Annotated in this window: 17 protein-coding genes; 8 read left to right on the top strand and 9 right to left on the bottom strand. The window is 71.2% G+C overall.

The genetic code is table 11. The annotated features are described in order from the left end of the window. Nucleotides 1–2: 2 nt before the first annotated feature. The 4 genes from ACFCY7_RS15050 to ACFCY7_RS15035 all read right to left on the bottom strand — a co-directional run bounded on the left by ACFCY7_RS15050 (nt 3) and on the right by ACFCY7_RS15035 (nt 2,913). Complete coding sequence (locus ACFCY7_RS15050) at nt 3–626, bottom strand: hypothetical protein (RefSeq protein WP_376484845.1); 624 nt, start codon at nt 624–626, stop codon at nt 3–5. 11 nt (nt 627–637) lie between these two features. Next, nucleotides 638–763 carry a hypothetical protein gene (locus ACFCY7_RS15045; RefSeq protein ID WP_376484842.1) on the bottom strand — a complete coding sequence of 42 codons (126 nt, stop codon included), beginning with the start codon at nt 761–763 and terminating at the stop codon, nt 638–640. Nucleotides 764–872: 109 nt separating this feature from the next. Beyond that, nucleotides 873–1,760 carry a tRNA (adenine-N1)-methyltransferase gene (locus ACFCY7_RS15040; protein ID WP_015032448.1) on the bottom strand — a complete coding sequence of 296 codons (888 nt, stop codon included), beginning with the start codon at nt 1,758–1,760 and terminating at the stop codon, nt 873–875. Between the two features lie 19 nt (nt 1,761–1,779). Continuing rightward, the gene (locus ACFCY7_RS15035) at nt 1,780–2,913 is read right to left on the bottom strand and encodes a site-2 protease family protein (protein WP_376484855.1); all 1,134 of its coding nucleotides are present in this window, start codon (nt 2,911–2,913) and stop codon (nt 1,780–1,782) included. Between the two features lie 180 nt (nt 2,914–3,093). Here ACFCY7_RS15035 and ACFCY7_RS15030 point away from each other — a divergent pair, with 180 nt between their 5' ends. Continuing rightward, nucleotides 3,094–3,996 (top strand): RecB family exonuclease, encoded by a 903-nt coding sequence (locus tag ACFCY7_RS15030; RefSeq protein WP_376484840.1) that lies wholly within the window; start codon nt 3,094–3,096, stop codon nt 3,994–3,996. Between the two features lie 64 nt (nt 3,997–4,060). Further along, nucleotides 4,061–4,735, top strand: a complete 675-nt coding sequence (locus ACFCY7_RS15025; protein WP_367820603.1) for a response regulator — start codon at nt 4,061–4,063, stop codon at nt 4,733–4,735. An 84-nt stretch (nt 4,736–4,819) separates the two neighbouring features. Here the strand turns inward: ACFCY7_RS15025 and ACFCY7_RS15020 are convergent, their stop codons facing one another. The 4 genes from ACFCY7_RS15020 to metH form a co-directional block, all read right to left on the bottom strand. Further along, entirely contained in the window at nt 4,820–6,400 is a 1,581-nt protein-coding gene (locus ACFCY7_RS15020; RefSeq protein ID WP_376484837.1) for an ABC transporter substrate-binding protein, read from the bottom strand. A 77-nt stretch (nt 6,401–6,477) separates the two neighbouring features. Next, the gene (locus ACFCY7_RS15015; protein ID WP_376484834.1) at nt 6,478–8,070 is read right to left on the bottom strand and encodes an ABC transporter substrate-binding protein; all 1,593 of its coding nucleotides are present in this window, start codon (nt 8,068–8,070) and stop codon (nt 6,478–6,480) included. 466 nt (nt 8,071–8,536) lie between these two features. Next, nucleotides 8,537–9,235 (bottom strand): HAD family hydrolase, encoded by a 699-nt coding sequence (locus ACFCY7_RS15010; RefSeq protein ID WP_376484831.1) that lies wholly within the window; start codon nt 9,233–9,235, stop codon nt 8,537–8,539. A gap of 161 nt (nt 9,236–9,396) precedes the next feature. Continuing rightward, nucleotides 9,397–12,909, bottom strand: coding sequence for a methionine synthase (gene metH / locus ACFCY7_RS15005; protein ID WP_376484828.1), 3,513 nt, complete (start codon nt 12,907–12,909; stop codon nt 9,397–9,399). Nucleotides 12,910–13,153: 244 nt separating this feature from the next. Between metH and ACFCY7_RS15000 the strand changes: the two genes are divergently transcribed. The 6 genes from ACFCY7_RS15000 (at nt 13,154) to ACFCY7_RS14975 (ending at nt 20,562) form a co-directional block, all read left to right on the top strand. Next, nucleotides 13,154–13,918, top strand: coding sequence for an IclR family transcriptional regulator (locus tag ACFCY7_RS15000; protein WP_376484824.1), 765 nt, complete (start codon nt 13,154–13,156; stop codon nt 13,916–13,918). Between the two features lie 278 nt (nt 13,919–14,196). Next, entirely contained in the window at nt 14,197–14,955 is a 759-nt protein-coding gene (locus ACFCY7_RS14995) for an MIP/aquaporin family protein (RefSeq protein WP_376484822.1), read from the top strand. 35 nt (nt 14,956–14,990) lie between these two features. Beyond that, nucleotides 14,991–16,517 carry a glycerol kinase GlpK gene (glpK, locus tag ACFCY7_RS14990; protein ID WP_376484820.1) on the top strand — a complete coding sequence of 509 codons (1,527 nt, stop codon included), beginning with the start codon at nt 14,991–14,993 and terminating at the stop codon, nt 16,515–16,517. Nucleotides 16,518–16,523: 6 nt separating this feature from the next. After that, the gene (locus ACFCY7_RS14985) at nt 16,524–18,128 is read left to right on the top strand and encodes an FAD-dependent oxidoreductase (protein WP_376484818.1); all 1,605 of its coding nucleotides are present in this window, start codon (nt 16,524–16,526) and stop codon (nt 18,126–18,128) included. Nucleotides 18,129–18,228: 100 nt separating this feature from the next. Continuing rightward, nucleotides 18,229–19,290, top strand: a complete 1,062-nt coding sequence (locus tag ACFCY7_RS14980) for an LLM class flavin-dependent oxidoreductase (protein WP_376484815.1) — start codon at nt 18,229–18,231, stop codon at nt 19,288–19,290. Nucleotides 19,291–19,443: 153 nt separating this feature from the next. Further along, nucleotides 19,444–20,562, top strand: a complete 1,119-nt coding sequence (locus tag ACFCY7_RS14975; protein WP_376484812.1) for a PAC2 family protein — start codon at nt 19,444–19,446, stop codon at nt 20,560–20,562. Between the two features lie 71 nt (nt 20,563–20,633). On the opposite strand, the gene ACFCY7_RS14970 is transcribed toward ACFCY7_RS14975, so the two are convergent. Continuing rightward, nucleotides 20,634–21,608, bottom strand: coding sequence for a superoxide dismutase (locus tag ACFCY7_RS14970; RefSeq protein WP_376484809.1), 975 nt, complete (start codon nt 21,606–21,608; stop codon nt 20,634–20,636). Nucleotides 21,609–21,709 lie beyond the last annotated feature (101 nt).

The raw sequence follows: 21,709 nt of genomic DNA, 5'->3' as shown, positions 1-21,709 counted from the left end.
GGTCAGGCGCCGCGCGCGTCGGCACGGCCGGCGCGCACGAAGGCGCCGCCCTGCCAGTGCCAGCTGACCTGCTCGTTCTCGTCGGGGCAGCAGCGCGGCACGTCGGGGGTCGAGTAGCCGACCAGCGTGGCGTGCACCGCTCCGCCGCGGACGGAGAGCTCGGTGACGTTCTGGTGCCGCCCGGGTTCGACGAGGGTGGCCACCACGCGCGCGGGGGCGTCCTTCCCCTTGCCGCGGGTGAGGACGTAGAGGCCGTGCGGCGGGTTGCCCGATCCGGCTTCGCAGTGCACGACCGCAACGGTCTCCGGGTTTCCGTCCCCGTCGAGGTCACCGGTGGCGCGCTGGGCGACCGTACGGCTTCCTCCCCCGCAGTCCAGCGGATAGTCGGCCCCGGCGGCCTCGGGAGCGGGTGCGGGGCGCGGGGCGGCAGGGGCCGCGCCGGTCGCTCCGGCCGGGCCGGGCTGGAGCAGGCCCGCGAGGGCGACGACCGCGGCCGTCGCGGTGGCGGTGGCCAGCCAGTGGGCCGGCCGTGCGTGGGTGTGCGCGAGGTCCGCGAGGTCCGGGGCGGCGGAGTGCTGCACGCGAGACGTCTCCTGTGGGGGTGGTGCGGCGTGGTTTCCGGGCATCGTGCCACACGTCACAGGGCGACGGAACAGGTGGGGTCGACGGCGTCCGGTTCCGGACGGTGCGGGCCGGGACGCACCGGGATCCGGGCGGCGGCGTCCGGGGGCGCGGGCGGCGGGGTGCGGGCGGCGGAATCCACGTGACGGAGCGCGGGCGGCGGGGTCCGGACGCGAACATGAGGACGCCGCCGCCGAGTTCTCTCCGGTGGACGGGGAACTCGACGGCGGCGTTGTTCGGATGTCGGGACGTCAGCCCTTGTTGGGGCCTTCGTAGTCCTCGCCGTACGCGCCCTTGGCGGGACGGCGGCGGCGCATCGGGGGCTCGACACCGTCCGCGAGGCGGCGGGCGGTGACGAGGAAGCCGGTGTGGCCGATCATGCGGTGATCGGGGCGGACGGCGAGGCCCTCGACGTGCCAGTTGCGGATCATGGATTCCCAGGGCTGCGGCTCGGCGTAGCAGCCGAACTCGCGGATGGACTCCACGGTGCGGGCGAGCTGGGTGGTGGTCGCCACGTAGCAGCAGAGGATGCCGCCGGGGACGAGCGCCTTGGAGACGGCCTCCAGGCACTCCCAGGGAGCCAGCATGTCCAGGATGACGCGGTCGACGTCGGTGTCGGACAGGTTGTCCTGGAGGTCGCCGACGGTCAGCTGCCACGCGGGGTGCGGGCCGCCGAAGTAGCGCTCGACGTTGCCCTTCGCGATCTCGGCGAAGTCCTCACGGCGCTCGTAGGAGTGCAGCATGCCGCTGTCGCCGATGGCGCGGAGCAGGAAGCTGCTGAGCGAGCCGGAGCCCACACCCGCCTCGACGACGCGCGCGCCGGGGAAGATGTCGGCGAAGGCGAGGATCTGACCCGCGTCCTTCGGGTAGACCACGGCGGCGCCGCGGGGCATGGACAGGACGTAGTCGGGGAGCAGGGGGCGCAGCGCGAGGTAGGCGACGTTTCCGGTGGTACGGACAACGCTGCCCTCGGGGGCGCCGATCAGTTCGTCGTGCGGGAAGGAACCCTTGTGGGTGTGGAAGTTCTTTCCCTCTTCGAGCGTGAACGTGTAGTGACGGCCCTTGGGGTCGGTCAGCTGAACCTGGTCCCCGACCTTGAAGGGCCCGCGTCGGCGGGCGGCACCGGTCGGTTCGGACATGTGAACAAGAGTACCGGGGTTACGAGGACGGTCGTGCCATGGCCTTGACGAAGGCGCGCTCGACGTCGGTGGTGGCCAGGACGCCGTAGATCTCGCCGGTGTCCTCGACGACGAGGTACTCGGTGGCCGGGCTGGCGCGGAGGTGGTCGAGGAGGGGCTGGCCGGTGAGTTCGGCGGGGACCCGCATGCCCTCGGCGATGTCCTGGGCGAGGGTGCTGACGGCGACCCACGGGCGGCGGTGCTGGGGCACGGCGGCGATGGCGGCCTCGCGGACGATGCCGGTGGGCTCGCCGCCGCCGTCGACGACGACGAGGGCGCGGGCGCCGGCCTCGTTGGCGCGGCGGAGGGCCTCGGAGAGCGGGGTGGTGTGCTCGACGGGGATGGCGCGGCGGGTGAGGACGCGGGCGCGGAGCTCGGGGAGGTGCTCGCGGAGCCGGGCCATGCGGAGGCTGTTGCCGGCGCCGGTCCAGATGATGGCGGCGAGGATCGCGGCGAGCAGGGCGTCGGTGACGGTGGTGAAGCCGCTGATGTCCTCGGTGGAGTTGCCGAGGAGGCCGGTGCGGGTGAGCAGCGGCAGGCCGACGAGGACGAGGACGGCGAGGGCGCGGCCGACCCAGGCGGCGGCGACGGTGCCGCTCATGGGCTTGCCGGTGATCTTCCAGACGACGGCGCGGAGCATCCGGCCGCCGTCGAGCGGGAGGCCGGGGAGCAGGTTGAAGGCGGCGACGATGAGGTTGGAGATCATCAGGCCGGCGAGGAGGACGCCGGGGACGGTGCCCGGCTCGACGGCGTACAGGGAGAGGTAGAACACGCCGGAGAGGACGAGGGAGAGGAGGGGGCCGACGAAGGCGAGGACGAACTCGCGGCCGGGGGTCTCGCTCTCCTTCTCGATCTCGGAGACGCCGCCGAAGAACTGGAGCTGGATGCGTCGCACCGGGAGCTTGAAGCGGAGCGCGGCGACGGTGTGCGCCAGTTCGTGGACGAGCACGGAGGCGTAGAAGGCGACGGCGAAGAAGAGGGAGACGAGGTAGCGGGCGGCGCCGAGTTCGGGCAGGACGCGTTCGATCTGGTCGCCGAAGACCCAGGTGATGAGGGCGGCGACGAGGAACCAGCTGGGGGCGACGTAGACGGGCACGCCGAAGGGGCGGCCCATGAGGATGCCGCCGCCGGGCTCCTCGGTCCGCTGCGGCTTGGGCTCGTCCTGGTTCACGGGTTCCTCTCGTCGCGTGGTGTGACCCGCGTCGGTGCGTCACGGTTCGATCATGCAGTGCGACGGGGTCCCGGGTCGATGGTATTCCGCGCGATGTCGGTGGCGGGTCGTAGGGTCTTCGTCATGAGTACGAGCGAGCAGGTGCCGGCGGAGCCCCGGGCGCCCATGTCGTTGTCGCCGTCGCGGGCGAGCGATTTCATGCAGTGTCCGCTGCTGTACCGGTTCCGGGTGATCGACCGGCTGCCGGAGAAGCCGAGTCCGGCGGCGACGCGGGGCACGCTGGTGCACGCGGTGCTCGAGCGGCTCTTCGACGATCCGGCGGCGGACCGGACGGCGCCGCGGGCGAAGGCGATGGTGCCGGGGCAGTGGGACCGGCTGCTCGAGTCGAAGCCGGAGCTGGGCGAGCTGTTCGCGGAGGATCCCGACGGGGAGCGGCTCGCGAGCTGGCTGGGCGAGGCGGAGCGGCTGGTCGAGCGGTGGTTCACGCTGGAGGACCCGTCGCGGCTGGAGCCGGCCGAGCGCGAGCTGTTCGTGGAGACGGAGCTGGACTCGGGGCTGCGGCTGCGCGGTGTGATCGACCGGATCGACGTGGCGCCCTCGGGTGACGTGCGGATCGTGGACTACAAGACGGGGAAGGCGCCCCGGCCCGAGTACCGCGACGGCGCGCTGTTCCAGATGACGTTCTACGCGCTGGTGATCTGGCGGCTGCGGCGGGTGCTGCCGCGCCGGCTCCAGCTGGTCTATCTGGGCAGTGGGGACGTGCTGACGTACGACCCGGTGGAGGCGGACCTGGTGCGGGTGGAGCGGAAGCTCCTCGCCCTGTGGGACGCGATCCGGCTGGCGACGGAGACGGGCGACTGGCGGCCGCGTCCGACGAAGCTGTGCGGCTGGTGCGACCACCAGGCGGTCTGTCCGGAGTTCGGGGGCACTCCCCCGGTGTATCCGCTGAAGATCGTCTCCGCGCGCCCGCCGGAGTCGGGTGAATCGGGTCAGGGCAGAATGGACCCGGCCCCGCCCGCACCGTGAGCCTTGCCCGCACCGTGAGCCGGGTCGCCGTCGTGTGCCCGGCCCGCCCCGTGAAGGAGCCCTTGTGACGATCCGCGTCCTCTTGGTCGACGATCAGCCGCTGCTGCGCACCGGCTTCCGGATGATTCTGGAGGCGGAGCAGGACATCGCGGTGGTGGGTGAGGCCGGGGACGGTCTCCAGGCGCAGGAGCAGGTGCGCGCGCTCCAGCCGGACGTGGTGCTGATGGACATCCGGATGCCGCGGATGGACGGGGTCGAGGCGACCCGGCAGATCACGGGTCCGGGCCGGGACGGTCCGGCGAAGGTGCTCGTGCTGACCACGTTCGATCTGGACGAGTACGTGGTGGAGGCGTTGCGGGCGGGGGCGAGCGGCTTCCTGCTCAAGGACGCCCCGGCGAACGAGCTGGTGCAGGCGATCCGGGTGGTGGCGGCGGGCGAGGCGATGCTGGCGCCCTCGATCACGCGCCGGCTGCTCGACAAGTACTCGGCGCACCTGCCGACGGGCGAGGAGCGGATGCCGGACACGCTGAGCACCCTGACCGACCGCGAGGTGGAGGTGCTGAAGCTGGTGGCTCGGGGCCTGTCGAACGCGGAGATCGCGGCGGACCTGTTCGTCAGCGAGACGACGGTGAAGACGCACGTGGGCCATGTGCTGACGAAGCTGGGGCTGCGCGACCGGGTGCAGGCCGCGGTGTACGCGTACGAGAGCGGTCTGGTGCGGCCGGGCGCCGGCCAGTAGCCGACCCGCCCCGGCAGGGGCACGGGAAGGGCCCGACACGCGGTGCGTGCCGGGCCCTTCCCGTGTGCCGTGCGGCGCCCGGTGTCAGCCCTTCCGGATCTCCCAGAAGCGGAAGACGGTGGACGCGTCGAGGGTCCATTCGAGGCCGGTGATGTCGTCGCGGGCGACGGCGTACTGCTTGCCCTGCCACAGCGGGAGCATCGGGAGCTCCTCGGCGACGAGGTTCTGGAGCTTTCCGTACTCGTCGCCGGTTCCGGCGCGGTCGGTGATGGCGGCGGTCTCCGGGAGGAGGCGGCCGGTGATCTCGGCGTTCTCGTAGTGGTTGCCGAGGACGTTGCCCTCGCCGAAGAACGGCGAGGTGAAGTTGTCGGCGTCGGGGTAGTCGGGGACCCAGCCCTTGACGTAGACGCCGTACTTGCCGGCCTCGATGTCCTTCTCGTACTGGTCGTAGGCGACGGACTTGACGTCGGCGTCGAAGAGGCCGCTGTCGTTGAGCTGGCCGGCGATGGCCTTCAGCTCCTGGTCGGTGGCCGGGCCGTAGCGGCTGGGGGTGGACCAGAGGGTGAGCTTCACCTTCTCGGTGATCCCGGCGGAGCGCAGGGCCTTCTTGGCCTTCGCCGCGTCGGGGGTGCCGTAGGTGTCGAAGAAGGCGGTGTTGTGGCCGGCGATGCCGGTCGGGACGATCGAGTAGAGCGGGGTGGCCGTCGACTTGTAGACGTGCTCGACGAGGGCCTCGCGGTCGACGAGGTGGGCGATGGCCTTGCGGACGCCGAGCTTGCCGACGACCGGGTCCTTCATGTTGAAGACGAGGTGCTGGACCTCGGCGCTGCTGCCCTGGATGACCTCGATGCCCTTGTCGTCCGTGGTGTCGGAGGTCTCGAGGGCGGCGATGTCGTCGGCGGAGAGGCCTCGGTAGGCGATGTCCACGTCGCCGTCGGCGAGGGCCTTGGCCAGGGCGGCGCGGTCGCCCTGGTACAGCTTGAGGGTGATCCCGCTGTTCTTGGGCCGGGCGAGGCCGTGGTAGCCGGAGTTGGCGGAGAAGGTGGCCGCGGTGTCGCTGATGGACTCCAGCTTGTACGGGCCGGAGCCGATGGCCTTGCCGTCGGTGCGCAGGGCGTCGGCGGGGTACTCGCGGTGGTCGACGATGGAGCCGGCGCCGGAGGCGATCTTGCTGGGGAAGGTGGCGTCGGGGACCTTGAGGTGGAAGACGACGGTCCGCTCGTCCGGGGTCTCGATCTTGTCGATGGTGGACAGCAGCGGCGCCGGACCGGAGGGGTCGTCGATCTTGAGGGCCCGCTCGAAGGAGAACTTGACGTCCTCCGAGGTGAGCTTGTTGCCGTTGGAGAAGGTGAGGCCGTCCCGCAGGGTGCAGGTGTAGACCTTGCTCCCGGTGGCGAAGCCGCACTTGTCGGCGGCCTCGGGCTCGGGCTCGAAGCCGCCCTTCGGGAAGGCGAGCAGCGACTGGAAGACGTTGTTGAACAGCAGCCAGGAGCCGGGGTCGTAGCCCGCGGCCGGATCGGTGGCCAGGATCTCGTCGGACATGCCGACGCGCACGCCGTCACCGGAGGCGCCGGAGCCGCCCTGTTCGGTGCCGCAGCCGCTGAGGAGCGCGGCGGACAGGCCCGCGGCGAGCGGGGCCGTCAGCCACTTGGAGTGTGCCTTCACAGAACGTGCCTCGTGATCTCTATGTCAGACCGGCCGCGCCCTGGTGCGCGGCCGGTACCACCGATCGGGACAAGGGGTTATGCGGTCCCGCGGCCCAGTTCCCAGAGGAGCAGGTCGGAGGAGGTGTTGAGGGCGTACTCGACGCCGTTGAGGTCGTTGCGCGCGGCGACGTACTGCTTGCCCTGCCACAGGGGCAGGACGGGCACGTCCTGGGCGACGATCTTCTGGATCTGCGCGTAGACGGGGGTCGCCGCGGTGCGGTCGGCGAGGCGGCGCGAGCGCGGGATGAGCTGGTCGCGGACGACCTTGTTCACGTAGGGCGTGTTGAGGAAGTTGTCGCTGTCGAGGAAGGGCGCGACGTAGTTGTCGGGGTCCGGGAAGTCCGGGAACCAGCCGAGGCCGTAGACGGCGTAGTCGCCGCGCTTCTGGGCGGTGCGGAACTTCGACCACTCGGAGCCCTTGACGGTGGCGTCGAAGAGTTCGGAGGCGACGAGCTGCTTCTTGATCGCCTCGAACTCCTGGGCGGTCTCGGCGCCGTAGTGGTCGGTGGTGTAGTTCAGGGTCACCTTGACCGGGGTCTTGACGCCCGCGTCCTTGAGGATCTTGGCGGCGCGCGCGGGGTCGGGCTCGCCGTACTCGTCGAAGAACGGGGTGGCGTGGCCGGTGATGCTGGAGGGGATCAGCGAGTACAGCGGCTCGGCGGTGGGGCCGTAGACGAGGTTGACCAGGGCGCCGCGGTCGACGACGGAGGCCATCGCCTGGCGGACGGCCTTCTCCTCCACGGAGGGGGCCTTGGTGTTGAAGCCGAGGTAGCGGATCTCCAGACCGGGGACCTCGGTGACCTCGATGCCGTCCTTGGGCGTCTCGGTGAGGTCCTTGATCTGCTTCTGCGACAGGGAGCGGGCCATCATGTCGATGTCGTCGCTCTCCAGGGCCGCGCCCATGGCGCCGGCGTCGGCGTAGGGACGCAGCTCGACCTTGTCGTTGCGCAGCGTGATGTCGCCCTTGTAGGACGGGTTCTTGGTGAAGACGAACCGGGTGGCCTTCTCGCCGTCGCGCTCGACCTTCAGGGTGTACGGCCCCGAGCCGTCGACGTCGAAGCCGTCGCGGAGCTGGTCGGCGGCGTACTTGTCCTTGCTGAGGATGCCGGCGACGGGGGTGGAGAGCTTGTACGGGAAGGTGGCGTCGGGGCTCTTGAGGTGGAAGACGACGCCGTCGGTGCCCTGGGTCTCGACGGCGTCGACGTTCGCGAGGAGCGCGGCCGTGCCGTTGTCCGACTTGATCTTCAGGACGCGCTCGATGGAGTACTTGACGTCCTCGGCGGTGACGGGGGTGCCGTCGGCGAAGGTGAGGCCGGGGCGGAGCTTGCAGCGGTAGCTCTCGCTGGCCTTGTCGGTGAAGCCGCAGCTCTGGGCGGCCTCGGGGACGGGCTCGCCGCCGCCGCGGGGCGTGTGCATCAGGGTCTGGACGGTCTGCCGGAGGATGTTCCAGGCGCCGGTGTCGTAGGCGAAGGCCGGGTCGAGCGGGGCGGGCGCGTCCTCGGTGGCGATGAACTGGTCCGTGGTGCCGACGACGATGGCCGCGGCGCCGTCCTCCGCTCCTCCACAGGCGGCGAGCAGAGGGGCGAGCAGTCCGGCCACGGCCGGCAGCACCAGGGTCTTGCGGTTCATCAGGGACGATCTCCTCATCCGGCACTGGGATACAGCGGTCAGTGGGAACTCCGCCGCCGGCCGCCCGGTCGGGGCGGGAGCGATCGGGCCGGGTGTTGCGATCGGTCCTGTGCGGACGGCGGCTTGGGTGTGCGCCGGTGCACGCGGTTATACGGCGAAGTACTCGCGAAAGATTAGTGGGCGGCGCCGCTATTGCCGGACCGCCGTCGGCGCCGGGGGCTGCCGCACCGTGAGCATGAATGCGCGGTTCCCGATAGTCATGCGATGCCGCGACAGGGACGCGCGTGAGCGAATCGGGACACATGAGGGCAACAGAACACGCCCATTTCGGACGGGAAACGCACGCGGGCCACCCACCGCCGGGCACTCTGCGTGACGAAGGTCACGAGAATGCCGTCTCGGTGAATGGCCCGCGGGATTCCCTCCCGGGAAAGCGCATTAGGTCCCGGGAAAGCTCAGATATAGCTCAGATTCCGGAGATCAGAGTACGCAGGAAAGGCACGTCGACCTCTTCGAGGGAGCGCACGACGACCCGGCCCGCGGAGGCCGCGATCGGGGCGACCGAGGGGACCGCGACGACCCGGCAGCCGGCGGCCTCCGCGGCCGCCACACCGGTCGCCGTGTCCTCGATGACCGCGCACAGCGTGGGGTCGGCCCCGACCCCGCGGGCGGCCGTCAGGTACGGCTCCGGGTGCGGCTTGGTCCGCACGACCTCGTCGCCGGCGACGGTCAGGGTGAAGCGGTCGCGGCCGAGCGAGTCGAGGACCCGGTCGATGATCCGCCGGTGCGAGGCGGAGACCAGGGCGGTCGGGATGGAGTGCCGGGCCAGTTCGGCGAGCAGCCGTTCGGCGCCCGGCATGAGCGGGACGCCCCGGTCGATGCGCTGCTCGAACTTCTCGTTGAGCAGCACGGTCAGCTCTTCGATGGTGATGTCGGCGCCGGTGGACTCGATGAGGTAGCCCGCGCTGCGGGTCATCGGACCGCCGACGACGACGTCCCGCCACGCCTCGTCGAGCCGGTGTCCGAGGTCGGCGAAGACCTCGACCTCCGCGTCCCACCAGAACCCCTCCGTGTCGACGAGGGTCCCGTCCATGTCGAGGAAGACCGCCTGCAGGGCGGAGCTGCCGTTCGTACGGAACAGGGACGCGGGGACCGTACTGGTCATCCGGCACACCTCCATGGAGGGACGAGAAGGCCGGCCCCCCTCCCCGGTACGGGGAGGAAGACCGGCCTGCACTGGACCGACAAGTGTACGTCCGGATCATCGCGGACGCGCGGATTTGATCCACGCGTCCGTCACGTCGGTCGCCGGGCGCCGCCCGGCGGTCACCGTGCGTTGAAGTACTTCGCCTCGGGGTGGTGGATCACGATGGCGTCGGTGGACTGCTCGGGGTGGAGCTGGAACTCCTCCGAGAGGTGGACGCCGATCCGTTCCGGGCGGAGGAGTTCGGCGATCTTCGCGCGGTCCTCCAGGTCGGGGCAGGCGCCGTACCCGAGGGAGAAGCGCGCGCCGCGGTACTTGAGGTCGAACATGGACTGGACGTCCGCCGGGTCCTCGCCGGCGAAGCCGAGCTCGGCGCGGACGCGGGCGTGCCAGTACTCGGCGAGGGCCTCGGCGAGCTGGACGGAGAGGCCGTGCAGCTCCAGGTAGTCGCGGTAGGAGTCCGACGCGAAGAGCTTGGCCGTGGCCTCGCCGATCTTCGAGCCGACGGTGACGACCTGGAGGCCGACGACATCGGTCTCGCCGGACTCCTCCGGGCGGAAGAAGTCCGCGAGGCAGAGGCGGCGGCCCCGGCGCTGGCGCGGGAAGGAGAAGCGGGTCCGCTCGTTGCCGGCCTCGTCCAGGATGATCAGGTCGTCGCCCTTGGAGACGCACGGGAAGTAGCCGTGGACGACGGCCGCCTCCAGGAGGTTCTCCGTGTGGAGGCGCTCCAGCCAGCCGCGCAGCCGCGGCCGTCCCTCGGACTCGACGAGCTCCTCGTACGAGGGGCCGTCGCCGGCGCGGTTCTGCTTGAGGCCCCACTGGCCCTTGAAGAGGGCGCCCTCGTCGAGCCAGGAGGCGTAGTCCTTCAGCGGGATGCCCTTGACGACCCGGGTGCCCCAGAACGGCGGGGTCGGCACCGGGTTGTCGGTGGCCACGTCGGAGCGCCCGCCGGGCTCCGGCTCGTCGACCTGGAGGGCGGCGGTGTCGCGCTTGACGACGCGGCGCTGCTTCAGCTCGGGGAGCGCGGCTCCGGGGACGCCCCGCTTGACGGAGATGAGGGCGTCCATGAGGCGCAGGCCCTCGAAGGCGTCGCGGGCGTAGCGGACCTCGCCCTGGTAGATCTCGTGGAGGTCCTGTTCGACGTAGGCCCTGGTCAGGGCGGCGCCGCCGAGGATGACGGGGTACTTGGCGGCCAGCTCGCGCTGGTTCAGCTCCTGCAGGTTCTCCTTCATGATCACGGTGGACTTCACGAGGAGGCCGGACATGCCGATGACGTCGGCGGAGTGCTCCTCGGCGGCTTCCAGGATCGCGGAGACGGGCTGCTTGATGCCGATGTTGACGACGTTGTAGCCGTTGTTGGAGAGGATGATGTCGACGAGGTTCTTGCCGATGTCGTGGACGTCGCCGCGGACGGTGGCGAGGACGATCGTGCCCTTGCCCTCGGCGTCGGACTTCTCCATGTGGGGCTCCAGGTGGGCCACCGCGGTCTTCATGACCTCGGCGGACTGGAGCACGAACGGCAGCTGCATCTGGCCGGAGCCGAACAGCTCGCCGACCACCTTCATGCCGTCGAGGAGGGTGTCGTTGACGATGTCGAGGGCCGCGCGGGTCGTCAGGGCCTCGTCGAGGTCGGCTTCCAGACCGTTCTTCTCGCCGTCGATGATGCGCCGCTTGAGGCGCTCGTCGAGGGGCAGGGCGAGGAGTTCCTCGGTCTTGCCGGCCTTCATCGACTTGGTGTTGACGCCCTCGAAGAGCGCCATCAGCTTCTGCAGCGGGTCGTAGCCCTCGGCGCGCCGGTCGTAGATCAGGTCGAGGGCGGTGGTGACCTGCTCGTCGTCGAAGCGGGCGATCGGCAGGATCTTCGAGGCGTGGACGATCGCCGAGTCGAGGCCGGCCTTGACGCATTCGTCGAGGAAGACGGAGTTCAGGAGGATGCGGGCGGCCGGGTTGAGGCCGAAGGAGATGTTGGACAGGCCCAGGGTCGTCTGGACGTCCGGGTGGCGCCGCTTCAGCTCGCGGATCGACTCGATCGTCGCGATGCCGTCCTTGCGGGACTCCTCCTGGCCGGTGCAGATCGTGAACGTCAGCGTGTCGATGAGGATGTCCGACTCGAGGATGCCCCAGTTGCCGGTGAGGTCGTCGATGAGCCGCTCGGCGATGGCGACCTTGTGCTCGACGGTGCGGGCCTGGCCCTCCTCGTCGATGGTCAGGGCGATCAGCGCGGCGCCGTGCTCCTGGGCCAGGCGGGTCACCTTGGCGAAGCGGGAGTCGGGGCCGTCGCCGTCCTCGTAGTTGACGGAGTTGATGACGGCGCGGCCGCCGAGCTTCTCCAGGCCGGCGCGCAGGACGTCGACCTCGGTGGAGTCGAGGACGATCGGCAGGGTGGAGGCGGTCGCGAAGCGGCCGGCCAGCTCCTGCATGTCGGCGACGCCGTCGCGGCCGACGTAGTCGACGCACAGGTCGAGCATGTGCGCGCCTTCGCGGATCTGGTCGCGGGCCATCTCGACGCAGTCGTCCCAGCGGCCTTCCAGCATGGCCTCGCGGAACTTCTTGGAGCCGTTGGCGTTGGTGCGCTCGCCGATCGCCATGTACGAGGTGTCCTGGCGGAACGGCACGGTCTGGTAGAGCGAGGCGGCGCCGGGCTCGGGCTGCGGGGCGCGCTCCGGGGGCGTGAGGCCCTGGACGCGCTCGACGACCTGGCGCAGGTGCTCGGGCGTCGAGCCGCAGCAGCCGCCGACCAGCGAGAGGCCGTAGTCGCGGACGAAGTTCTCCTGCGCGTCGGCCATCTCCGGCGGCGTGAGCGGGAAGTAGGCGCCGTCCTTGGTCAGGATGGGCAGGCCGGCGTTCGGCATGCACATGAGCGGCGTGCGCGAGTGGCGGGCGAGGTAACGGAGGTGCTCGTTCATCTCGGCCGGGCCCGTCGAGCAGTTCAGGCCGATCATGTCGATGCCGAGCGGCTCCAGGGCGGTCAGCGCGGCGCCGATCTCCGAGCCGAGCAGCATGACGCCGGTGGTCTCGAAGGCGAGCGAACAGATCAGGGGCACGTCCAGGCCCAGGGCGTCCATCGCGCGGCGGGCGCCGATCAGGCTCGCCTTGGTCTGCAGCAGGTCCTGCGTGGTCTCCACGATCAGGGCGTCCGAGCCGCCGGCCAGCAGGCCCTCGGCGTTCTGCTGGTAGCCGTCCCGCAGTACGTCGTACGAGGTGTGGCCGAGCGACGGCAGCTTGGTGCCGGGGCCGATGGAACCGAGGACCCAGCGCTGGCGGCCGTCCCGGGCGCCGAACGCGTCGGCGACCTCGCGGGCGATCCGGGCGCCGGCCTCGGAGAGCTCGAAGATGCGGTCCGCGATCTCGTACTCGCCCGCCGCCGAGTGGTTGGAGCCGAAGGTGTTCGTCTCGACGCAGTCGACGCCGGCCTCGAAGTACGCCTCGTGGACCGAGCGGACGATGTCGGGGCGGGTGACGTTCAGGATCTCGTTGCAGCCTTCGAGGTCCTGGAAGTCCTCGAGGGTGGGGTCCTGTGCCTGGAGCATGGTGCCCATGGCTCCGTCGGCGACGACGACCCGGCTCGCGAGCGCCTCGCGAAGGGCGGCGGCACGGGTCCGGCTGTCAGCGGAAGGGGTCGGCAACGAGGCCATGGATGAGCTCCCTGGGATGCGACGGCTGTCGGCTTTGCACCCTCGGTGGAGGATGCACGTGGCCAGCGTAACCGCGCTCGGCCCGGGGTGGACACGGCGTCCCACGGGGCGGACGGCATCCTGTGTGCGGGGACTCCCGGTCCGACCCGTTCTTGTCCGACACTGTCAGGTGTAACGCAAGGTCGGCATCGACCGATAGTGTTCAGCATTGTCGAACAGCGTGAGAGGGATAAGGGGCCGGGCGATGGCGAAGAACATCCAGTCGCTTGAACGGGCGGCGGCCATGCTGCGACTGCTCGCGGGCGGCGAGCGCCGGCTCGGACTGTCCGACATCGCGTCCTCGCTGGGACTGGCCAAGGGCACGGCGCACGGCATCCTGCGCACCCTCCAGGCGGAGGGCTTCGTGGAGCAGGAGCCGGCCTCCGGCCGCTACCAGCTGGGCGCCGAGCTGCTGCGGCTCGGCAACAGCTACCTGGACGTGCACGAGCTGCGGGCGCGGGCCCTGGTCTGGACGGACGACCTGGCCCGGTCCAGCGGCGAGAGCGTCCACCTGGGGGTGCTGCACCAGCGCGGCGTCCTGATCGTGCACCACGTCTTCCGACCGGACGACAGCCGCCAGGTCCTGGAGGTGGGGGCCATGCAGCCGCTGCACTCCACGGCACTGGGCAAGGTCCTCTCGGCGTACGACCCGGTGGCGCACAGCGAGGTGCTGGAGGTCGAGCGGGAGGCGTTCACGCCCCGGACGACCACGGCGCCCGGGGAGTTCGAGGAGCTGCTCGACCTGGTGCGGGCCCGCGGCTGGGCGGCGGACGCCGAGGAGACGTGGGAGGGCGTGGCCTCGGTGGCCGCGCCGATCCACGACCGCCGGCGGATGCCGGTGGGCGCGGTGGCCGTGACGGGCGCCGTGGAGCGCCTCTGCCCGGGCGGGGAGCTGCGTCCGGAGCTGGTGGCGGCGGTGCGGGACTGCGCCCGCGCGGTGTCGCGGGACCTGGGGGCCGGCCGCTTCTGACACGCCCGGGAGGTACGCCCCCCACGGCACCCGAACACGACTGAACCCGTCGGTAACGATCGCGTTATCGGCGGGTTTTTCGCGCCCCGGACCCTTGACGTGCTGTTAACCCGGGGGCAAAACTTCCGTTCATCGGTCGGCAATGCCGAACACCTAACGGCAATACACGCTAGAGTGTGGCAGCGCCAAGGGCCGGTAACGCCCTCAACACGAGGGCGCGAACCACCGGAGGGACCCGGGGTTCGCCTTCCCCTGGACGAAGGACAAAGGAGTCGCGGGTGTCCAGCTCCGACATCTTCCTCGGCGAGACCATCGGTACCGCCGTACTCATTCTGCTCGGCGGCGGCGTGTGCGCCGCCGTGACGCTCAAGGGCTCCAAGGCCCGCAACGCGGGCTGGCTCGCGATCACCTTCGGGTGGGGCTTCGCCGTCATGACGGCCGTCTACATGACGGCTTCCCTCTCGGGCGCCCACCTGAACCCCGCCGTCACGGTCGGAATCGCGATCAAGGACGGCGAGTGGGGCAACGTCCCCGTCTACATCGCGGGCCAGATGCTCGGCGCCATGATCGGTGCGGCGCTCGTCTGGGTGGCCTACTACGGCCAGTTCCAGGCGCACCTCGCCGACCCCGAGGCCTCCGGCAAGAAGCCGATCGAGGGCCCCGGCCCGGTGCTCGGCGTCTTCTCCACCGGCCCCGAGATCCGGAACACCTGGCAGAACCTGGCCACCGAGATCATCGGCACCGTCGTGCTCGTCCTGGCCGTGCTCACCCAGGGCCTCAACGACAGCGGCAAGGGCCTCGGCGTCATAGGCGCCCTGATCACCGCGTTCGTCGTGGTCTCCATCGGCCTCTCGCTCGGCGGCCCGACCGGTTACGCGATCAACCCCGCCCGTGACCTCGGCCCGCGCATCGTGCACGCCCTGCTCCCGCTGCCGCACAAGGGCACCTCCGACTGGAGCTACGCCTGGATCCCGGTCGCCGGTCCGCTGATCGGTGGCGCCATCGCCGCGGGTATCTACAACATCGCGTTCGCCTGAGCCGTCCTTCTTCCAGACCTCCCTTGGAGCACACCGTGACCGACGCACACACCTCCGGCCCGTTCATCGCGGCCATCGATCAGGGCACCACCTCCTCGCGCTGCATCGTCTTCGACAAGGACGGCCGGATCGTCTCGGTCGACCAGAAGGAGCACGAGCAGATCTTCCCGAAGCCGGGCTGGGTGGAGCACGACGCCGCCGAGATCTGGACCAACGTCCAGGAGGTCGTCGCCGGCGCCCTGACGAAGGGCGGCATCGCCGCCTCCGACGTCAAGGCCATCGGCATCACCAACCAGCGCGAGACCACGCTGCTCTGGGACAAGAACACCGGCGAGCCCGTCCACAACGCCCTCGTCTGGCAGGACACCCGCACCGACGCGCTCTGCAAGGAACTCGGCCGCAACGTCGGCCAGGACCGCTTCCGCCGCGAGACCGGCCTCCCGCTCGCCTCGTACTTCTCCGGCCCGAAGGTCCGCTGGCTGCTCGACAACGTCGAGGGGCTCCGCGAGCGCGCCGAGCGCGGCGAGATCCTCTTCGGCACCATGGACTCCTGGGTCATCTGGAACCTGACCGGCGGCGTCGACGGCGGCGTCCACGTCACGGACGTCACCAACGCCTCGCGCACCATGCTGATGAACCTGCACACCATGGAGTGGGACGACAAGATCCTCCAGTCCATGGAGATCCCGGCGGCCGTGCTGCCCGAGATCCGCTCGTCCGCCGAGGTCTACGGCCAGGTCAAGGGCGGCGCCCTGGACGGCATCCCGGTCGCCTCCGCGCTGGGCGACCAGCAGGCGGCCCTCTTCGGCCAGACCTGTTTCGCCGAGGGCGAGGCCAAGTCCACGTACGGCACCGGCACGTTCATGCTGATGAACACCGGCGACAAGATCATCAACTCCTACAGCGGCCTGCTGACCACGGTCGGCTACCAGATCGGCGAGGCCAAGCCGGTCTACGCCCTGGAGGGCTCGATCGCCGTCACCGGTTCGCTGGTGCAGTGGATGCGCGACCAGATGGGCCTGATCAAGTCCGCCGCCGAGATCGAGACCCTCGCGTCCTCGGTCGAGGACAACGGCGGCGCCTACTTCGTGCCGGCCTTCTCCGGCCTGTTCGCCCCGTACTGGCGCTCCGACGCCCGCGGTGTGATCGCCGGCCTCACCCGGTACGTCACCAAGGCGCACATCGCCCGCGCCGTCCTCGAGGCCACCGCCTGGCAGACCCGCGAGATCACCGACGCCATGACGAAGGACTCCGGCGTCGAGCTGACCGCGCTCAAGGTCGACGGCGGCATGACCTCCAACAACCTGCTGATGCAGACCCTCTCGGACTTCCTGGACGCGCCCGTCGTGCGTCCGATGGTCGCCGAGACCACCTGCCTCGGTGCCGCCTACGCCGCCGGCCTGGCCGTCGGCTTCTGGCCGGACACCGACGCGCTGCGCGCCAACTGGCGCCGTGCCGCGGAATGGACCCCTCGCATGGACGCCGACAGGCGTGACAGCGAGTACAAGAGCTGGCTCAAGGCCGTCGAGCGGACCATGGGCTGGATCGAGGACGAGGAGTAGATCGACATGACCACCCTGCAGAGCGTCCCTGCCCTCGGGACGCACCCGGCGTCCGGCTCCCTGCCGAGCCGCGCCGAGACCCGGGACCAGCTTTCCAAGGCGACGTACGACCTCCTGGTGATCGGCGGCGGCATCCTGGGCATCTCCACCGCCTGGCACGCCGCGCAGTCGGGCCTGCGGGTGGCCCTGGTGGACGCCGGCGACTTCGCCGGCGCCACCTCCTCCGCCTCCTCGAAGCTCCTCCACGGCGGTCTGCGCTACCTGCAGACCGGCGCGGTGAAGCTGGTCGCGGAGAACCACTTCGAGCGGCGTGCGGTCTCCCGTCAGGTGGCACCGCACCTCGCCAACCCCCTGACCTTCTACCTGCCCGTCTACAAGGGCGGCCCGCACGGCGCGGCCAAGCTCGGCGCCGGCGTCTTCGCCTACAGCGCCCTCTCGGCCTTCGGCGACGGCGTCGGGCACCTGCTCTCCCCCGCCAAGGCCGCGCAGGACGTGCCGGAGCTGCGGACGGACAACCTGAAGGCCGTGGCCGTCTACGGCGACGACCAGATGAACGACGCCCGGATGGCCCTGATGACCGTCCGCGCGGCGGTCGACGCCGGCGCCACCGTCCTCAACCACGCCGAGGTCACCGGGCTGCGCTTCACCCGGGGCCGGGTCACCGGCGCCGAGCTCAAGGACCGCACCAGCGGGGACGAGTTCGGCGTCACCGCCCGCCTGGTGCTCAACGCGACCGGCCCGTGGGTCGACCACCTGCGCAAGATGGAGGACCCGAACGCGGCCCCCTCCATCCGCCTCTCCAAGGGCGCGCACCTGGTCCTCAAGCGGACCTCGCCGTGGAAGGCCGCGCTGGCCACCCCGATCGACAAGTACCGCATCACCTTCGCCCTCCCCTGGGAGGACATGCTGCTCCTCGGCACCACCGACGAGGAGTACGAGGGCGACCCGGGCCAGGTCGAGGTCACCGAGAAGGACACCGCCCAGATCCTGGACGAGGCCGCCTTCTCCATCCGCGACCAGCAGCTGTCGCGCGACCTCATCACCTACTCCTTCGCCGGCCTGCGGGTGCTCCCGGGCGGTCCCGGCGACACCTCCAAGGCGAAGCGCGAGACGGTCGTCACCGAGGGCCGCGGCGGCATGCTGTCGGTCGCCGGCGGCAAGTGGACGACCTTCCGCCACATCGGCCGTACGGTCATGAAGAAGCTGGAGCAGCTCCCCGGCCACCCGCTGGGCGAGGACTACGAGCCGGTGTCCGCGCTGCCGAAGCGGCTGCCGCTGCCCGGCATAGCCAACCCGAACGCGGTCGCGCACCGGCTGCTCGTCGACGGCCCGGCGCCCGGCCCCCGGATGGCCGCCGACACCGCCAAGCACCTGGCGACGCACTACGGCTCGCTGTCCTTCGAGATCGCCCGCATGGCGAACGAGAACCCGGACCTGGCCCGCCGGATCCACCCGGACGCGCCGGAGATCTGGGCGCAGGTCGCCTACGCCCGCGACCACGAGTGGGCCGAGACGGCGGACGACGTGCTGCGCCGCCGTACGACGCTGACGATCCGGGGCCTGGCCACGGACGAGGTCCGCGCAGGCGTCGAGTCGATGCTGCGGAAGTAACACCCGTGCACCCGGGGGCGGTTCCTCTTCGAGGGGCCGCCCCCGCGGCGTGCCACGCGCCGTCCACACGGCCGCAACACTCGGCGCGCAGAGTGGGGGCATGAAGTTTCAGGTGCTCTCGATCGTCCCTCACTCCCCGCACCCGCTCACCGGCGAACTGCTCACCGCCGCCGACCGGTTGGAGCAGGTCGTCTCGCTCGGCGAGACCGCCGAGCGCCTCGGTTTCGACGCGTACGCGGTCGGGGAGCGGCACGCGGGCCCGTTCCTCTCCTCGGCCCCGACCGTCCTGCTCGCCGCGCTCGCCGCGCGCACCACCCGGATCAGGCTGCTCACCGGCGTCACGGTGGTCGCGATCCTCGACCCCGTCCGGGTCGCCGAGGACTTCGCCACGCTCGACCAGCTGTCCCGCGGCCGGCTCGAACTCGTCGTCGGCAAGGGCGCGGAGGCCGGGCACTTCGACCTCTTCGGCCTGGACGAGGAGCGGCAGTGGGACCTCCAGAAGGAGAAGTACGAGCTCCTGCGCCGGCTCTGGACGGAGGAGGGCGTCGACTGGGAGGGCGAGTTCCGTCCCCCGCTGAAGAACGTCACCACGATCCCCCGCCCCTACGCCGGCGCGCCCCGGATCTGGCACGGCTCGGCCACCAGCCTGAACTCCCCCGAGCTCGCGGCGAAGCACGGCGATCCGCTCTTCACCGCCAACGCGATCCAGCCGCGCGAGGCGTACGCGAAGCTCATCGCCCACTACCGCGAGAAGTTCGAGGAGTACGGCCACGACCCGGCGCACGCGCGCGTGGCGGCCGGTTCCGGCGGCCTGCTCATCGCGGACACGGCCGAGCGGGCGGTCTCCCGCTACAAGGACCTGTACGAGGCGAGGGTCAGGCAGAGCTTCAGGCCGCACCTGGAGGGCAAGGCCGGGTACAACACGCCGTTCCGCACGATCGAGGACGCCATCGCGGGCGGTCCCCAGCTGATCGGCTCGCCGCAGCAGATCATCGACAAGATCCTCGGCTATCACGCGCACTACGGGCACGACCTGCAGTCGGTGACGGTCGACGCCTTCGGCCAGTCGACGGCCGAGCAGGCCGAGACGCTCCAGCGCTTCGCGGAGGAGATCGCGCCGGTGGTGCGGAGGGAGGCTCCGAGCCCGCTCTGGGAGGAGTGAGGGGAGGTGCGGGGCCGCCGTGTGCGGAGGGGAGTTCCTGGGTAGTCGATCAAGGCCGCACGGGTTTTCGGGGATGTCCGGGGGCTGCGGACGGGCCACCGGAAAGCCGTAAGGTTGGTCCGTACGACAGGAACTTCGAAAAGGAGGCGCTGGGTGATCGAGCTCGAGGGGGTACCCGAGCTGATCGACCCGGTCATGGTGGCCGCGTTCGAAGGCTGGAACGACGCCGGCGACGCCGCCTCCACCGCGGTCGCCCATCTGGACCGGGAATGGAAGGGCGAGGTCTTCGCGGCACTCGACGCCGAGGACTACTACGACTTCCAGGTCAACCGGCCCACGGTCTTCCTGGACAACGGCGTCCGGAAGATCACCTGGCCGACGACCCGGCTCTCCGTGGTCCGGGTCGGCGGCGAGAAACCCCGTGACCTGGTGCTGGTCCGCGGGATCGAGCCGTCGATGCGCTGGCGCTCCTTCTGCAACGAGATCCTCGCCTTCGCCCACGAGCTGGGCGTGGAGATGGTGGTGATCCTGGGCGCGCTGCTCGGGGACACCCCGCACACCCGGCCGGTCCCGGTCAGCGGGGTCACCTCCGACCCCGACCTGGCGCGGACGATGGACCTGGAGGAGACCCGGTACGAGGGCCCGACGGGCATCGTCGGCATCCTCCAGGAGGCGTGCACGCACGCGGGCGTGCCGGCGGTGAGCCTGTGGGCGGCGGTGCCGCACTACGTGTCGCAGCCGCCGAACCCGAAGGCGACCCTGGCGCTCCTCAACCGCCTGGAGGACCTGATCGGGCTGCGCATCCCGCTGGGCGAGCTGCCCGAGGACGCGCGGGCCTGGCAAGTGGGCGTGGACCAGCTGGCCGCCGAGGACAGCGAGGTCGCCGAGTACGTGCAGACCCTGGAGGAGGCGCGGGACACGGCGGAGCTGCCGGAGGCCTCGGGCGAGGCCATCGCCCGCGAGTTCGAGCGGTACCTGAGGCGGCGCGAGCCCGGCACCGGTCCGGGTCCCGGCGTGGCGACGGACGGCGGCGACTCGCCGTTCCTGCGGGACGCCGGCAGCGGCCGGACACGGCCGCCGAAGCCGGAGCAGCCGGGGCCGGAGGCCGTACCGGGCGCGGAGCAGGCGGACCCCGCGTCGCGGCCGGACGCCGAGCCGCGTGCGGAGGCGGCCGGCGGGCCGGGTGAGGAGTCGGGCGCCGAGTCGGCGAAGGACCCGGGACCCGAGCCCGAGCCGCCCGTCGAGGGCGCGGGCGGCGACGCCGAGGAGTGACCGGTACGGGAGGGGTGGCGCGGCCGCCCCTCCCGTTCGGCTTTCCGGGCCCGTTCGGCCCTGACCGCGGATCAGACGCGCGGCACGGACACCGCGTCGTAGGCGACGGTGGCGGGGTCCGGGTCCAGGCCGAACCGGGCGTTGGGCAGGTAGATCCGGTCGCCCCAGGCCGCTGCGGTGGTGGGGACGCGGAACCGCTCCGGGTCGGTGATCCGGGCGATGGCGGTGCCGCGCGAGCCGGTCGCGTCGAGCCGGACCACGTCGATCTGGTTGATCGCCTGCTGGACGACGTACAGGTCGCGGCCGAGGAGCAGCAGGCCGTCCCCGTGCGGGATCCGGAGGTCGCCGAGGTCGACCGCGCGGGCGGTGCCGGTGCGCGGGTCGACGCGCAGGAGCGTACCGCCGTCGCGGAAGACGTTGACCACGAGCAGTGCCCGGCCGTCGGGGGTGCGCTCGATGCCGTTGGCGGTGAAGTCGGCGCCCTGCGTCCAGTCGCCGCCGAGCGGGACGGTGGTCACCTCGCGGCCGGGTTCGCCGGTGCGGTCGAGGGCGAGGCGGTAGAGCTGGGGCTGGAAGGAGTCGGTGAACCAGGCGGCGCCGGGGGTGAGGACGACGTCGTTGACCATGGTGGTGTCGGCGCCGAGCCCGGTGAAGTGGCGCAGGAGCGCGCCGGAGCGGGCGTCGACGACCCGGATCTCCCGGCTCCAGCCGCCGGAGAGGAAGAGCCGCCGCTCGGCGCGGTCGATCTTGAGCCCGACGGTGGAGTGCCCGTCGCCGAGGCCCTGGTGGACGATCCGGCCCTCGCCGGTGGCCAGCGAGGCCCGGTAGACGGCGCCGTTGCCGAGCGAGCCGAAGTAGGCGTACGGGCTGTGGCCGATGGCGATGCCCTCCGGCTGGAAGCCCAGCGGGAGCGGTATCCCGGTGGGCCACCGCCCGCCGGGTGCGGCCGCCTGTGCCGTGCCCGCGGCGAGCGGGCCGGTGAGAGCCGCCGCGCCGAGGGCGGCGGCGGCTCCCAGGAATCCTCTGCGTGCGAGACGCTGCTGCACTGAGTGCCCTTTCGTACAAACGGTCTATTGGCACGCACAGCCCATCACAACACGCTCATCCCTCACGGGACTTGGCCGGATCTCGCGGGTGCGAGGCGAAG

The organism is Streptomyces sp. NPDC056361 (assembly GCF_042262805.1).
Lineage (GTDB): Bacteria > Actinomycetota > Actinomycetes > Streptomycetales > Streptomycetaceae > Streptomyces.
Note: the sequence above shows the minus strand (reverse complement) of the source record. Positions and strands in the feature narration are given on the sequence as shown.

Bases quoted from the DNA above. Each gene is read 5' to 3' on its own strand.
- ACFCY7_RS14980 (WP_376484815.1), top strand. From the start codon at position 18,229: ATGAAGTTTCAGGTGCTCTCGATCGTCCCTCACTCCCCGCACCCGCTC.
- ACFCY7_RS15010 (WP_376484831.1), bottom strand. From the start codon at position 9,235: ATGACCAGTACGGTCCCCGCGTCCCTGTTCCGTACGAACGGCAGCTCC.
- ACFCY7_RS15030 (WP_376484840.1), top strand. From the start codon at position 3,094: ATGAGTACGAGCGAGCAGGTGCCGGCGGAGCCCCGGGCGCCCATGTCG.
- ACFCY7_RS15015 (WP_376484834.1), bottom strand. From the start codon at position 8,070: ATGAACCGCAAGACCCTGGTGCTGCCGGCCGTGGCCGGACTGCTCGCC.
- ACFCY7_RS15050 (WP_376484845.1), bottom strand. From the start codon at position 626: ATGCCCGGAAACCACGCCGCACCACCCCCACAGGAGACGTCTCGCGTG.
- ACFCY7_RS15040 (WP_015032448.1), bottom strand. From the start codon at position 1,760: ATGTCCGAACCGACCGGTGCCGCCCGCCGACGCGGGCCCTTCAAGGTC.
- ACFCY7_RS15000 (WP_376484824.1), top strand. From the start codon at position 13,154: ATGGCGAAGAACATCCAGTCGCTTGAACGGGCGGCGGCCATGCTGCGA.
- ACFCY7_RS15035 (WP_376484855.1), bottom strand. From the start codon at position 2,913: ATGGGCCGCCCCTTCGGCGTGCCCGTCTACGTCGCCCCCAGCTGGTTC.
- metH (WP_376484828.1), bottom strand. From the start codon at position 12,909: ATGGCCTCGTTGCCGACCCCTTCCGCTGACAGCCGGACCCGTGCCGCC.
- ACFCY7_RS14985 (WP_376484818.1), top strand. From the start codon at position 16,524: ATGACCACCCTGCAGAGCGTCCCTGCCCTCGGGACGCACCCGGCGTCC.